Below are 13362 nucleotides of genomic sequence, written 5' to 3' on the forward strand. Positions count from 1 at the left end.
GTTCCGTTCCCGTAACAACAACTTCACCGGCCGGTCCGGGACTTGGACCGGAACCTATTCTCGGCCCATGGAAGCCCTCACCAACTCCGACCCAGCCCGCATCGGCCCGTACCGCCTGCTCAGCAAACTCGGCGCGGGCGGCATGGGGCAGGTCTACCTCGCCCGCTCCGAGGGCGGCCGCACCGTCGCCGTCAAGCTGGTACGGGCCGAACTCGCGGCGGAACCGGAGTTCCGGCGGCGCTTCGCCCAGGAGGTCGCGGCGGCCCGCCGGGTCGGCGGCGAGTGGACGGCCCCCGTGCTGGACGCGGACACCGAGGCGCGGGAGCCCTGGGTGGCCACGGGGTACGTTCCGGGGCCGACGCTCCACGAGGCCGTCGTACGCAACGGGCGTGCGCTGCCGGAGAGTTCGGTGCGCGTGCTGGCGAACCGGCTGGCGCAGGGGCTCGCCGCGATCCACGGGGCCGGGCTCATCCACCGTGACCTCAAGCCCGGCAACGTCCTGGTCACCATCGACGGCCCCCTCGTCATCGACTTCGGCATCGCGCGGGCCCTGGACGCGGTCTCCGGCACGGGCAAGCTGACGCGGACGGGGGCCGTGGTGGGCTCCCCCGGCTTCATGTCCCCCGAGCAGGTGCGGGGCGAGTCGCTGACGGCGGCGAGCGACGTGTTCTGCCTCGGCTCGGTACTGGCCTTCGCGGCGACGGGCCGGGCCCCGTTCGGGGGCGGCGAGAGCGGGATGCACGGGGTGATGTTCCGCATCGCGCAGGAGGAACCGGACCTGACGGGGGTGCCGGAGGGGCTGTTGCCTCTCGTACGGGACTGCCTGGCGAAGGATGCGGCGGCACGGCCGACGCCGGGGGAGGTGGCGGAGCGCACCGCCGAGGCCGTTCCGGACGAGGGCTCGGACGAGCCGTGGCTTCCGGCGGCGCTGGTGGCTCAACTGGGGCGTCATGCGGCGCAGTTGCTGGACGCGGAAACTCCGGCGGGGCTGGCGCAGCCGCCGATGCCGGCGGGCCCGCCGACGGGCGCGCCGGGGGCGCTGGGAGTGCCCGGGGCGCTGGGGGCGGGTGCGCTGGGTGCGGGTGCGCTGGCGGCGGGCGTGTTCGGGCCGCCTCCCGGCGCGGCACCGGGCGCGGGCGCGGTTCCGGGCGCGGCACCGGGCGCGGGCGCGGTTCCGGGCGCGGCACCGCCCCCCGGCTCTGGTTCGGCACCGGGTGCGGCACCGACTCCCGACGGGGCACCGCATCCCGGCTCGGGATCGACTCCGGGTGCGGCACTGCCTCACGGCGGGGCATGGGCCCCGGGCACGGCACCGCCTCCCGGCTCGGGCGCGGCACCGCATCCCGCCGCGCCTGCGACACCGCCGCCGTCCGTGCCGCCGAGGCCGATGGGGGCACCGGCGCCGACTCCGCTCCCGGGGAGCGCGGCACCCGTACCGGCGATGCCTGCCGGGCCTCCGACCCCGCTGCCCGGGGCGTACCGGGCCGAGGCCGCCGACCCGAGGAGCGCAGCCGCCCCCGCACCGGGGCCTTCGCCCGCACCAAAGTCCTCCCCCGCGCCCGAGCCCTCCGCCGCATCGGAATCCCCCGCACCGGAGCCCCCCGCGCCCGACTCCTCCGCGCCCGGGACCCCACCCGATGCCGGTGCTGCGCCGGGAGGCGGCCCGAACCCGCCCGCCGCCAGCGCCCCCTCCCCCGCGCCCGGACCCACCCCGACCGCGCCCTCCGCATCGGCGCCCCCGCCGGGATTCGGCCCGCCCCCGCCCGGCTTCGGCGGAACACCCCCCGACGGGTCCACGCCTCCCAGCGGCTCCCTCCCCCTCGGCGGTTACGGAAGCCCGCCCCCCGCAGGGTCCACACCCCCCGGCGGCTCCACTCCCCCCGGCGGCTTCGGCCCCGCGGTGAACATCTCCCCCAGCGGCACCGCGCAGCCCCCCACCCCCCGCAAGGGCCGCAAGCCCCTCCTCATCGCGGTCGGCATCGTCGCGGCCCTGGCCGTCGCCGTCGGCGGCGTCCTCCTCGCCCCCGGCCTCCTGAACGGCAACGGCGACAAGAACGACAGCGGCAAGGACAACGACAAGGCCCAGCAGGGCACTTCGTCGAAGCCCAAGCAGACCCCCGCCGCCAACCCACCCGCCCCGGGCACCGGCACCGCCCAACCCACCACCCCGGGCACGCCGCCCCCCACCCCCGGCCCGGGCGCCGTCCCCGCCGGATACCTCGGCATCTGGCAGGGCGAGGTGAAGAAGTCCGACGGGTCGGTCGAAGCCGTACGCCGCTTCACCATCAAGCAGGGCGCCGAGGGCGAGGAGATCATCGACACCGTCAACTCCAGCGACAAGGTCCTCTGCGAAGGCGTCTCCACCCTCATCTCCGCCGGAAACCTCCTGGAGGTCGACACCAAGCGCGTCGTGAAGTCCCTCCCCGAGAGCGACGACTGCTCCCCCTCCGGCAAGCAGACCCTGCGCCTGCGCCCCGACGGCACCGTCGTCTGGACGGACAGCGACGGCAGCAACACCGCCGTGCTCCGCAAGGTCCCGCCGATGGCCAAGGAGGCCGTGCCCGCCCCGCTGGTCGCCACCTGGAAGCGCACCTACAAGGGCGAGGACGGCGCGACCCACAACGTCATCCTCAAGATCGGCCAGGGAACGTACGGCGAGGTCGTCCTCCAGCAGACCGGCGACGGCGACAACTACCACTGCGAGTGGGAGGGTTCCCTGATCGACGCGGGCACAGGCGGCGCGAACACCCTCCGCGTCGCCCCCGCCCTGGTCACCGCGAGCGAGCCCAAGGACTACTGCAAGAGCGGCGACTCCAACACCGAGCTGTTCGAACTGCGCGGCGAGCAGCTGTTCGTCACGCAGGCCGGGGCGAGCAGCGACGACGCACCCGCCTCCTACCGCCGGGCGGGCTGAGCCCACGACGGCCCCGCCACGATCGGCGACCTGATCGTGACCGCCCTGGTCGCCGCGCAGGAGGGTGGGACGCGCCCCAGGACGCGCCCCACCCCCTTCACCTCAGGGCAGCCGGATGGTCCGCACCAGCGGCATGTCGGCGTACAGCTCCGGCTCCACCGTCACGACCGGTCGTCCGTCCGGCCAGTCCAGGGTGGGGCGGGACAGGTGGACGGCGTGTCCGACCGGCATGGCGATCCCGTCCCTGAGCAGCGCGCCCAGCGCCGAGGCACCTGCGAAGTCCAGGTCCACGATCTCGGCGGCGGGCAGGGCTCCCACGTGGTCCGCGAGCCCCTTGCGCACCCCGTCCGCCGTCGCGAGGCAGACAGCGGGGACGTACACATGCCGTGTCGGCCCATGCTCGGTGTTGGACAGGAACTGCGAGGCGAGCCGGTTGCCCCGGCCGAGGGCGAGCAGCGCGGATTCGTCGTAGACCACCGCCACGGACCGGGTCACAGGCTGTCCACGGGCCGACCGGCCTCCAAGTCCTTCCACACCTGCTCGGCCCGGTCGTGATCCTCGTCCGTCAGCGTCACTCCGAAGTGCGTCTCGCAGTAAGCCTTGGTCGCCTCGTACCGCTTGCGGAGCTCCTCCTGGGTGGGCGTGGCGTCGGCCAGCTCCGTGAGGAGATCGCGCATGGTCATGCCGCGCTCCCGGGCGAGCACCATCAGGCGGTCGCGGGTGAGGGGGTCAACCTTGATCGTGGTGTCGGCCATAACGGCAGTATACCTTCGGTATACCACCTGGGGCGGTTCGAGCAATGCGGTCACGAGGACCCCTTCCTTCTTCTCCGGTTACTTGATTCCGCCGACCCGGATCCGGGCCGGAAGTCCTTGTCGGTACGGGGACGCGGGTGCGGGGCACGCACAGCCCCCTACACGCCCGGCGCCAGCCCCCGCATCGCGGCCCTCGCCGCCTCCGCGCCCCGCCTGGCCGACTCGATGAACCCGAGCACGCCCTCGGCGACCGGCACCGGCTCCCTGTTCTCCCGCACCACCCCCCGCACGCACGCCGCGCACCGCCCGGCCTGGGGCAGCCGCGCCCCGCACCCCTCGCACGCGTGCCGCAGCAACGGCTCCGGCGGGGCGGGCGGTACCGGCGGGCACTTGCGTCGCAGCCGGTCGGCGAGCAGCTTCGGGGCCGAGTGCACCTCCTGGGGCAGGCCCGCCGTCAGCGCCTTCTCCAGTACGGCGTCACTGGCCCCGCGCTCCCACCACACCTCCACCAGCGGCGCGAGCCTCAACGCCTCGGCCGCCCCCAGCGACAGCGCGGGCACGGCCCGCCCGAGCCCGTGCAGGAAGCGGGCGGCCCGCCCGGTCCGTACGGCGGGGTCGGCCTCGCCCTCCGCCAGGGAGGGAGGTTCTTTCGGAGAGGTGCTTGAAACCAAGGGTTTCGGGCCCGTGCCGCGAGCCGTCCGGTCACCGGAGGCCAGGTTCCAGCCACTTTCGGGTTCATTCTCGGGGGCGGGCTCCACGGGCTCCGGCCCGCTCGTTTCGTACGGGCTGTCGAACACCACGTACACGGTCCGGAAGTGCCCCGACTCGGGGTCCTTGCGCACCTCGCGCCGCAGATACCGGGCTTTCTCCAGCTCACGCAGGGCGGAGGCGATCCGGGCCCGCCCCTCCTTGCGCTTCTCCGCCAGTGAACGCACGGACGCCCGGGCTTCCTCGGGGAGGCTGATGAGGTACATCAGTACGCCTGCCGCGCACCAGGAGATCGAGCAATCCCGCAACAATTGGTTGCTGAAGATGGTGAAGGCGCGCGTGGGCGAGGTACGGTGAATGTACATCTGGAGGTGGCTCCGGGTGTCGGGCCCCGGGTGCTCTAACACCGCGGGGCCGTTTCATGTTGATCTGAAGTTATGTCGCCGACCATTACGCGACCATCAACATCCCTACGCGCAAGCCAGGTTGAGCTTTCCCACTCATTCGGGTGAGCCGCCGGATTCTGCTGACTCCGCCACCAGCACCGCGTCCGCCACGCCCGCCAGCAGCCCCGAATGCACTCGCCGCCCGGCCGAACTCGGCGGACACCACCAGGTCAGCGGCCAGGTCCCGCCAGTGAGTGCGGGCACGGGTACGTAACTCACCCTGTTCGGGCCGGAGTTGAGTACCGTCACCCCGCGCGGCCACGCCCGGTACCCGGTGCTTCCGGCCCGGACCAGGAAGTACACGGCCCGGACGCCCTTCACCTCGGCGACGATCGGCCCGGGGTCGCCGCCCGTCATCTCCTCCAGCATCTCGGCCACCCGGCGCCCCGCGCTCCCCTCGATGCGTACGGCATCGAATTGCACGCCGGCTTTGCGGAGTTGGAAGCCGGATGCGGGAATCCAGTCGATGTTTACTTCACGAGTTTGCGTATCCACGCTGACAGCTTGTCGGGGGCTGCCTTACGTTTTCCATAGGCTTCGGCGGGCCGTTGGACAATGCCAACTCCCGTTGTGCCGGGTTGAATTCGGCGGGGACTGGTTGAGGCTGGTTGAGGCCAGTTGAGAGTGAATTGGTGAACGCGATGGCGCGTGCGGAGAACAAGGAAACGGCAGGTCCGGCGGCACGACTGGTTGCGAAGATGGTCCTGGCCATCAGGAAACAGAGGGGCTGGTCGCAGGATCGACTGGGGCAGGAACTGGGATTCACCGGGGCGGCGGTGAGCGCCATGGAAACGTGCGCGCAGCCGCCGAGCGACCTGATGCTCGTCCGGCTGGAGGAGGTTGTGGGCGAGGGGTCCGGCTTCTTCGAGGAGGCTCGGACGGCGGTCCGGCGTGAGAAGTTCCCGCCGTTCTTCCAGGACTTCGCGGACCTGGAGGCCAAGGCGGCGACGCTGTTCATCTACTCGATGCAGACCGTGCATGGGCTCTTCCAGACAGAGGCCTACGCGAAGGCGCTGATCAGTGGCGGCTACCCACCGGTCTCGGAGGCGAGGGCGGAAGAACTCGTCCAGGCGCGCATGGAGCGGCAGTCGCTGCTCGACCGTGAACCAACGGCCCTGGCCGAGCTGGTTATCGAAGAGGCCGTACTCACCCGGCTGGTGGGCAGCGAAGAAATCATGCGCGACCAAATGCGTCACCTCGCCGCATGTGCCCGTCGACGCAACGTCACCATCCAAGTGCTCAAGCAGGACTGCGGTCGCTACGGCGAGTACGCAGGCGACCGGGGCAACCTCACCATCATCGAAACACTGGACAACGAACGCCTGGTCTACCTGGAGATCCAAGACGAGAGCATCCTGCTTGAAGACCCCACAAAGGTCACGCTCTACTTCCAGCGATATGCGAAGATCCGGTCACAGGCCCTGGGCCCTCGTGAATCGCTGGGCCTCATTGAGCAGTTGGCGGGAGAGCAGAGATGAGCAAGACCCTCCGGTGGTTCAAGTCGAGCTACAGCAGCAGCGGCGGAGGCGAGTGCCTCGAAGTGGCCTACGACTGGCACAAGTCCTCGTACAGCGCCAGCAGTGGCGGCGAGTGCGTCGAGGTCTCCGCCTGCCCCCACACCGTCCACATCCGCGACTCCAAGCTGAGCGACACGAGCCCCATCCTCACGGTCTCCAGCGCCAGTTGGTCCGCCTTCCTCCCCACCGTCGAACCCCGCTGACCCACGCCCCCCCGTCCGGCTGCGGGGAACGCGGGCCGTGCCGTACGCGCGGCCCGCTGACGTCGCGCGGGGCCGCTGCACAGGACTCGCCCCGGCAACATGGAACTCAGCAGCCTCAGGCTGATCCTCGTCGCGCTCGCCACACGCCGGGCAGCCACCACCGCCGTGCCCTTCGAAAACCCCCAACCTCGTACGGCTCCCTACCAGCCCATGTTCTTGGCCACCTCGGCCTGGGCTGTGACGATCTCTTCAACGGTGGACTCGATGACGTCCACTTCCTCCAGACGTGCGAGCAGGTCTACGAGAGCCTGCTTCTGCGCCGGGTGCGTGATCGGTACGGTGTTCAGGTCTGTGCTCATCAGCCAGTCGGCGAACAGGACGCCGCCATCGGCGCCTACGTGCACTGGCGCAACACCAGGGCCCGGAGGACGACGCGCTTCGGGCCCGACTCACCGAATCCGTGCCTGGACCCCGTACCCCGCCCAGGCAGCTTGAGGCGTCGCTCTACGCTGTCCACGTGCGATACCTGACCGAATCCTTCGCCCTCGCCGCCCTACGGCGGGGCCGCACCATCGAACAGTTCCTCGGCGCGGTAGGCCGACCGGACCAGCCCGGCATTCGCTGGGTAGAGGTCAGGCCAGCACCTGTTGGATACACCGTCATGCTCCACACCGCCGAGGACATCGGCGGAGAGCACTTCTACGATCTCACCGAGTTCCCCGCCCTCGATTCCGACGGCGAGGAGGACTTCGGTCAGGAGGTCGCCACAGCCGAGGACGAATCGCAGGCCATGGCGACCGCCGAGGCCAGCACGGGAGCCGTCCCCGGCCGGTGGGTCAACGCCGGTATTGCCCAAGACGAGTACCTCGACTTCGTACGCGCCGGTCGCACACCACGTCTCACATCGACCACCGAACCGAACTAGTCCCGTCGCACGACGCCAGGATTCGGCGCATCAACGCGTCGTTCGCCGGTCAACCTTCCGAGTAGAGCCACCAGCCTTACCCTTCGCCCTCGTCGGCGGCCGGAGCCTTGCGGATGCGTATGGACATGGGCTGCTCCTCCTCGAATCGGCGCCACCCGGGGTGAGAAGGGCGTCTTCGTCGGTGTGCCGGGCTGTTGAGGGTCTGGTGAGCGGGACGGATATCGTCCCGGTCTGACACAAGGGTTCGATCTCGCTGCGTCTCTTGCCGGAGGCGTCGAAGGCCGTAGTGGTGCGTGGAGCTTCATCCAGGGCTTCGCTGCCCATGGGGCTGGTGCCCTGGAGAGCGGTGACGGGTGGGCGGAGGCCGATCTGGTCGCGGCCGAGGAGAGGCTGGGGGTCCGGCTGCCCCTTCCTGCGTATCCGATCGGCGAGGAGGAGCACGCGATCCGGTGGTTCCTGGGCCGGGACGTACTTCTCCGTGTCGACGACGGCCTGGCCGTTCTGGCCCGCGGCCGGACGGTGGAAGACCTCGACCGGGTTCATGACCTGATCCCGGGGGACTGGCTCAACGACTGTCGCTGATCATGCCCCGGGCCTCGGCCGACCCGGTCGCCCGCGTCAGAGACTGCTCAGGAGCTGGGGGCGACTTCGGGGTGGGTGAAACGTACGGGCTTGTTCAGGGAGCGGGCGTAGGTGATTTCGGCTCGGGTGCTGTCGCCGATGTAGGGGCCGACCACGAGCACCTCGTCGGCGAGCCGGATCTTCGCCCGGTGCAGCTCGTCGAGGCGGACCTTCAGCGACTCGGCCTCGGCGGGGTCGGACCACAGCGCGTGCGGTGACTTGAGGTCGCAGCCGGGTTTGACGACGATCCTTCCGGCTGCGGTCTCCCGGAGATCGGCCTCGTTCATCTCGGCCATGAAGCGGGTGGAGCCACAGATCACGACGATGCATGGAAGGCCCAACAGGCGCTTCGCGTGCGCGAGTTGCTCCTCGGGGCTGCGGGGATGCGGGTACGACACGGGTTCCTCCTGCGTGGGTGCACCGGCCGGAGCGGGACGGGTGCCAATTCGCCGCCAAAAATCACCCCCCTCCAAAAAGTGGGACACTTCGCGCCCAAACTGTCCCACTTTTCCTGCACCCCCTCCGATCGCCACCTCTGAGTGATCTTGCAGGTATTCGGCGCGCGGGAGCTGCGGGGCGGTCAGGGTGCTTCCATGAACGCTCGTCCGCGGGTGATCGACCCGCCACCGCTCAGCCTCCTTTACGAGGCCACCCTTCAGGCCATGGCCGAGCACAGCGTCCGCAAGCCGGGGCTCGACAACATCGCCCGGCTCGCGGGCACCCACCGAAGCCTCCTCTACCGGCACTGGCCCCGACCCCGGCAGCTGCACTCCGAAGCACTCGCCTACGGGCTGGACCTGCTGCTCCGGCACGCCGACGAGCCTCCGCAGTCGGTGGTCACGCAGCTCCCGCCACTCTGCGAGCTGGCCTGCCAACTGTCGTACGCCGCACGGCTCGTGCGCGATCATCCGCTGACGGTCTCGCTCCGGGAGCGATCCCCGGACGTACTGCTGCACGCCGTGAGTTCAGCCGATCACCCCCTGTACTGGGCCGCGAAGGGCTGGCTGCACAGACGCCTCAGCGGCTACGGCACGAGATCCGCCCCGGGCACGTCGGACGCCCCGCCCGCCGCGTACGCGCCCGTTCTCCTGCTCACCCTCGTCCCTCTTGCCCTGTGCCCCTCCGCCCTGCCCGAACCCGACCTGGACCGCACGACGCGTGCCCTCGTCCACGGGCTGTTCTCCCCGTCCCCCGACTGCTCCACCTGTGTGAGCCCCGCGACGTAGGCGGCACACTCCGGTCAGGCGAGCGCCGCCCGCGCCCGGTGACGGCGGACGGCGTCACGGTTGGCGCAGCGCTGCGAGCAGTAGCGCTGCAGTCCGGTGCGCGAGGTGTCGGCGAAGGCCGTGTCGCATGCGGTCGTCTCGCAGCGCCCCAGCCGGTGCATGCCCCGGTGCGCGAGGTGGAACGCCGTGCCGACCGCGAACAGCGTGAACAGGACGGAGCCGAGCGGCTGTTGATCGTCCCGGTAGTGGAGGTGCCAGCCGGTGCCGGGGTGGGCGGTCAGCCGTGGGTAGGCGGCGGCCTCGGCCAGCATCCGGTTGAGCAGGTCGGCGCGCTCCTGCTCGTCTGCGGCATCGACGACGGCCTCCCACGCGTCGAGGGCCGACCGAGCGCGGTCGAGGTCGTCCGCCGCCACCGGGCGCTCCAGCACAAGCCCGGCGGCGCGGCAGCGGTCCGCCAACTCCTCCGCGCTGCGGGGACGTTGGTTGGCCAGGTCCGCGGCCAGGTTCACGGCGTCAGCGCCGTAAGGGTTGAGCTGCATAAGACCATGACAGCAGGGTGGTGCGCATGACACAAGGCACCGCAGGGGACGTCGTACGCCCCGGACGCACCGGATTCCGGAACCGGGACCCGTGGCGCTACCGCTGGGTCGTGCTGGGCGTCGCCACCTTCACCCAGGCGGCGTCCGGCTTTTTCGTGGGCGGCATCGGAGCACTCGGCGTCCACCTGCAGAACGCCCTGGATCTGAGCACGGCACAGCTGGGGCTCCTGCTCTCGGCGGCACAACTCGCGCCGCTGGTCGGGCTGTTGGTGGCGGGTGAACTGCTGGACCGGTACAGCGAGCGCTGGGTGGTCGGGATCGGTGCGGGCACGGTTGGGCTGGCCCTGTGCACGGGGAGCCTGGCGACGGGATACGCGGCCCTGCTGGGCGTCCTGCTGGTGGTCGGGATGGGGTACAGCACCGTGCAGCCGGGCGGCAGCAAGTCGGTGGCGTCCTGGTTCGACGCGTCGCAGCGCGGCGTCGCCATGGGCATCCGGCAGGCCGGGCTGCCGCTGGGCGCGGCGCTCGCCTCTGCCGTACTCCCTCTTGTGGCCGTGGAGTTCGGCTGGCGGGCGACCCTGTTGGCAGGGGGTTTCGTCGCGTTGCTCGGGGCCGGGCTGTTCATGGGCTGCCATCGTCGGCCGCCCGCATCGCCCGCCATTCAAGAAACCGAGCCCTCGGCCTCGCTCGCGGCCCAGCTCCGCGCCCGGCTGCGCATGCTCCGGGAGCCGTCCACGGTGAAGATCATGCTGTCGGGGACCAGCCTGGTCTCCGTGCAGTGCGGCGTGGGCATCCTGACGGTGCTCCACCTGCACCGCACGGCGGCGGTCGGCGCGGGGACGGCGGCGCTGGTCCTGGTGGCCTCCCAGGGGGCGGGCGTCGCGGGCCGGATCTGCCTGGCGGCCTGGAGCGACCGGAGCAGGTCCGGGCGCTACACCGTCGTACTGGTCTGCCTGGTCGCCGTGATCGCCGGTCTGGCCGTGCTGATGACACCGGCCGGGAGGTCGCCGGTCGTCGCCTCCGGTGTCTTCGTCTGGCTCGGCTTCTTCGGCTTCGGCTGGTACGGCCCGTGGGTCGCCTACGTCACCGAAGCGGCCCCGCCGGGCAGGACCGGCTTCGCCCTGGGGCTGGCCATGTCCGTCAACCAGATCGCCATCGTCACCGTGCCACCCGTGCTCGGCCTGCTGGTCGACCTCACCGGCAGCTTCGTCCCGGCCTGGGCACTGCTGGCCCTGCCGGCCGCCGTCGCCGTGGCGGTCACGGCGACGACGGAGCTCCGCACCCGCTGACGGGGTGACCTCAAGAGCCCTCAAGAGCCCGCAAGAGCCCTCAAGATCCTTCAGGACCCCGTCGGGACCTCCGGGTCCAGCGAGTTGCCCGCCGGGATGCGCCCGCAGTCCGACGGGGCCTTCTTGCCCGCGAAGCGGTCGTTCATCCAGCCCACGGCGGTGGGGGCCCACGGCACGGCCGCCCCGACGTGGCTCAGCAGCTCGAACTGCTGGTACTTGATGGAGGTGTTGCCCTTGTCGCAGTACTGCCGCGCCAGCGCCCGCACGTCGCCGGAGACCATGACGCCGTCGCCCCGCCCGATGCCCGGGTGGTTGCTGAGGGTGCCCTCGAAGACGCCCCCGTTGCCCTGCGCGATGTAGCCGGGGATCTGCGGGGTGGCGGCCGAACCGAGGTTGAGCTTGTTCACGGCCTCGACGAAGGGGCGGACCGAGTTCGGGTCGGCGTACTGCGGCTTCACCAGCTTCTTCCAGGTCAGACCCGGGTACTGGCCCAGCGCGTTCGCGATGGACGCCTTCTGAAGCTTCTTGAAGACCTTCAGGCCGTAGTCGTTCAGGTAGGGCGTGAAGTCGATGTCGTAGGCGCGGGCGGCCCCGATGACGGCCATCGGCGCGACGCCCGCCCAGATCGAACTCCCGCTGATGTACTTCAGGTTGTGGGAAGGGTTCACCAGCAGGCCGCCCTCCGCGTACCCGACCAGTCTCTTGTTGACGTCCGGCGCGTAGCTCGGCGCGAGGACGGCGGCCCAGTGGGTGGCGATGGCCCCGCCGGAGTACCCGGCGAGCCCGAACCGGGTCGCGGAGTTCAGCCCGGTCTCCGGGGCCTTGCTCGCGGCCCGGATCGAGTCGAGGGTGTTCGTCCCGTACTCCGGCCCGGCGGCGAAGTTGGCGGTCTGGCCCTCGGTGTCGGGGATGACGACGTTGTAGCCCGCGAGCAGCAGCGGCGCCAGCAGCAGCGACTCGCCGTTGGCGATGGCGCCGCCGAGCGACACGTCACCGGCAATCGCGCGGGAGGGCCCGTGCTCGGGGTCGAGGGAATCGTAGAACGACTGGTACGAGACGGCCTTGCCGCTGTCGCCGTTCGGGCTGCGGACGACCGAGGTCACCCCGGCGGACGGCCGCCCCTGGGCGTCGACCGTACGGAAGAGCAACTGGGTCGCCTTGACCGGCGTGGGGATGCCGAGGACGTGGTAGCTCAGCGTGCGCGTCTTCAGCACGTCGCCGGGTGCGTACGAGGAGAGCGGCTTCTCGCCGTCGTACGCGTAGAAGGAGTCCTTGGCAGCGGAGGCCGAAGCGGTCTGCGACACGGCGGCGGTGGGGGCGGCGGAGGCGGTGGCGGCCAGGGGGAGGGCGGTGGCGGCCAGGACGGTGACGACGGCGGTGGCCAGCTTGCCCGGTGCGATGCGGTGCATGGTTCCCTCGGATTCGTCTCATGGAACACGGGGATGGCGTGGGGGTGTCAGGGGTGTTACCTAGCGGTAACAGCGCCGAAAGTTACCAAGGGGTACGCCTGTTGACCAGAGTTCTCACAAGGTGAGGAAAGTTCGGAGGGGGCGACGAGCACGGGGGCACCAGGCCGGAATTGGCCTCAACTCCCCGCCGTACAACGGAAGTTGCAGGAGTCTCCCCCGTACGCCTCACCGGCCCGCCGAATTCAACCCGGCGCGGGACGACGGCGCCGGCACACCCCCGTAGGTTCCTGGCCCAGCAGCACCGCGGTGCCGTTGACCGGCGGCACCGCTTCCCCGCACAGCACGGGCCGACTCGGGGGACCACCGGGACACTCCCGGGGCACCCGGCCCGTGAACTGGAAAGGAAGCCGACACCATGCAGATACGCAAGCGCTTCGCCCTCACCGCGGCCGCCGCGGCGGTGGGCACCGGCCTGGCCTTCGCCCCGATGGCCTCGGCGGCCACCTCGGCCTCGTCCGCCTCGCAGGCCGCCGCCGCGAGCTGCGCCTACCCGTACGTGTGCTTCTACAAGGGCTCCACGAAGACGGGCCAGTTCAAGGACGTCACCAGCGGCTGGCAGAGTCTCGGTTCGAGCAAGGGCGCCACCAAGATGGTGAACACCCGCAACGACGACGTCGTCTACACGCACTTCACCAACGGCGAGACGTGGTGCACCAAGCCGGGCTACGAGACCACGTTCAACAGCTGGGTGGTCGACAAGATCCGCATCAGCTCCGCGTCGACGTGCTGACCCACCCCGCCCATACGACG

At 70.8% G+C, this 13362-nt stretch carries 16 protein-coding genes; 7 read left to right on the forward strand and 9 right to left on the reverse strand.

The features are described 5' to 3' along the window. The first annotated feature begins 67 nt into the window (after positions 1 to 67). The gene (locus ACIO3O_RS28740) at positions 68 to 2914 is read left to right on the forward strand and encodes a serine/threonine protein kinase (RefSeq protein ID WP_401750739.1); all 2847 of its coding nucleotides are present in this window, start codon (positions 68 to 70) and stop codon (positions 2912 to 2914) included. A gap of 102 nt (positions 2915 to 3016) precedes the next feature. Here ACIO3O_RS28740 and ACIO3O_RS28745 read toward each other — a convergent pair whose 3' ends face one another. The 4 genes from ACIO3O_RS28745 to ACIO3O_RS28760 form a co-directional block, all read right to left on the reverse strand. Then, a complete protein-coding gene (locus tag ACIO3O_RS28745; RefSeq protein WP_345220445.1) occupies positions 3017 to 3409 on the reverse strand; it encodes a hypothetical protein in 393 nt (130 codons plus the stop codon). Beyond that, positions 3406 to 3669 carry a hypothetical protein gene (locus tag ACIO3O_RS28750; protein ID WP_401750741.1) on the reverse strand — a complete coding sequence of 88 codons (264 nt, stop codon included), beginning with the start codon at positions 3667 to 3669 and terminating at the stop codon, positions 3406 to 3408. The genes ACIO3O_RS28745 and ACIO3O_RS28750 overlap by 4 nt, the downstream gene beginning before the upstream one ends. A gap of 158 nt (positions 3670 to 3827) precedes the next feature. Next, positions 3828 to 4742, reverse strand: a complete 915-nt coding sequence (locus ACIO3O_RS28755) for a hypothetical protein (protein WP_401750743.1) — start codon at positions 4740 to 4742, stop codon at positions 3828 to 3830. Between the two features lie 135 nt (positions 4743 to 4877). Next, the gene (locus tag ACIO3O_RS28760; protein ID WP_401750745.1) at positions 4878 to 5318 is read right to left on the reverse strand and encodes a hypothetical protein; all 441 of its coding nucleotides are present in this window, start codon (positions 5316 to 5318) and stop codon (positions 4878 to 4880) included. Between the two features lie 146 nt (positions 5319 to 5464). Between ACIO3O_RS28760 and ACIO3O_RS28765 the strand changes: the two genes are divergently transcribed. Beyond that, on the forward strand, positions 5465 to 6301 hold the full coding sequence (locus ACIO3O_RS28765) for a Scr1 family TA system antitoxin-like transcriptional regulator (protein WP_401750852.1): 837 nt from the start codon (positions 5465 to 5467) through the stop codon (positions 6299 to 6301). Further along, the gene (locus ACIO3O_RS28770) at positions 6298 to 6543 is read left to right on the forward strand and encodes a DUF397 domain-containing protein (RefSeq protein WP_401750747.1); all 246 of its coding nucleotides are present in this window, start codon (positions 6298 to 6300) and stop codon (positions 6541 to 6543) included. Before ACIO3O_RS28765 ends, ACIO3O_RS28770 begins: the two co-directional genes overlap by 4 nt. 200 nt (positions 6544 to 6743) lie before the next feature. Here the strand turns inward: ACIO3O_RS28770 and ACIO3O_RS28775 are convergent, their stop codons facing one another. Then, complete coding sequence (locus tag ACIO3O_RS28775; protein WP_401750749.1) at positions 6744 to 6902, reverse strand: hypothetical protein; 159 nt, start codon at positions 6900 to 6902, stop codon at positions 6744 to 6746. A 158-nt stretch (positions 6903 to 7060) separates the two neighbouring features. Between ACIO3O_RS28775 and ACIO3O_RS28780 the strand changes: the two genes are divergently transcribed. After that, positions 7061 to 7468: a hypothetical protein gene (locus ACIO3O_RS28780; protein ID WP_401750751.1), complete on the forward strand. Its 408-nt coding sequence runs from the start codon at positions 7061 to 7063 to the stop codon at positions 7466 to 7468. Between the two features lie 30 nt (positions 7469 to 7498). On the opposite strand, the gene ACIO3O_RS28785 is transcribed toward ACIO3O_RS28780, so the two are convergent. Beyond that, the gene (locus ACIO3O_RS28785; RefSeq protein WP_401750753.1) at positions 7499 to 8011 is read right to left on the reverse strand and encodes a hypothetical protein; all 513 of its coding nucleotides are present in this window, start codon (positions 8009 to 8011) and stop codon (positions 7499 to 7501) included. 86 nt (positions 8012 to 8097) lie between these two features. Continuing rightward, complete coding sequence (locus tag ACIO3O_RS28790) at positions 8098 to 8487, reverse strand: hypothetical protein (RefSeq protein ID WP_401750755.1); 390 nt, start codon at positions 8485 to 8487, stop codon at positions 8098 to 8100. Between the two features lie 195 nt (positions 8488 to 8682). On the opposite strand from ACIO3O_RS28790, the gene ACIO3O_RS28795 reads away from it, so the two are divergent. Further along, on the forward strand, positions 8683 to 9315 hold the full coding sequence (locus tag ACIO3O_RS28795) for a TetR/AcrR family transcriptional regulator (RefSeq protein ID WP_401750757.1): 633 nt from the start codon (positions 8683 to 8685) through the stop codon (positions 9313 to 9315). A 14-nt stretch (positions 9316 to 9329) separates the two neighbouring features. Here ACIO3O_RS28795 and ACIO3O_RS28800 read toward each other — a convergent pair whose 3' ends face one another. Next, positions 9330 to 9854 (reverse strand): CGNR zinc finger domain-containing protein, encoded by a 525-nt coding sequence (locus ACIO3O_RS28800; RefSeq protein WP_401750758.1) that lies wholly within the window; start codon positions 9852 to 9854, stop codon positions 9330 to 9332. A 26-nt stretch (positions 9855 to 9880) separates the two neighbouring features. Between ACIO3O_RS28800 and ACIO3O_RS28805 the strand changes: the two genes are divergently transcribed. Then, entirely contained in the window at positions 9881 to 11143 is a 1263-nt protein-coding gene (locus ACIO3O_RS28805; protein ID WP_401750760.1) for an MFS transporter, read from the forward strand. A 50-nt stretch (positions 11144 to 11193) separates the two neighbouring features. Here the strand turns inward: ACIO3O_RS28805 and ACIO3O_RS28810 are convergent, their stop codons facing one another. Continuing rightward, on the reverse strand, positions 11194 to 12552 hold the full coding sequence (locus tag ACIO3O_RS28810; protein ID WP_401750762.1) for a lipase family protein: 1359 nt from the start codon (positions 12550 to 12552) through the stop codon (positions 11194 to 11196). A gap of 415 nt (positions 12553 to 12967) precedes the next feature. Here ACIO3O_RS28810 and ACIO3O_RS28815 point away from each other — a divergent pair, with 415 nt between their 5' ends. After that, the gene (locus ACIO3O_RS28815; protein WP_401750765.1) at positions 12968 to 13342 is read left to right on the forward strand and encodes a hypothetical protein; all 375 of its coding nucleotides are present in this window, start codon (positions 12968 to 12970) and stop codon (positions 13340 to 13342) included. The last annotated feature ends 20 nt before the right edge of the window (positions 13343 to 13362 follow it).

This window comes from Streptomyces sp. NPDC087440 (assembly GCF_044744005.1).
Classification (GTDB): domain Bacteria; phylum Actinomycetota; class Actinomycetes; order Streptomycetales; family Streptomycetaceae; genus Streptomyces.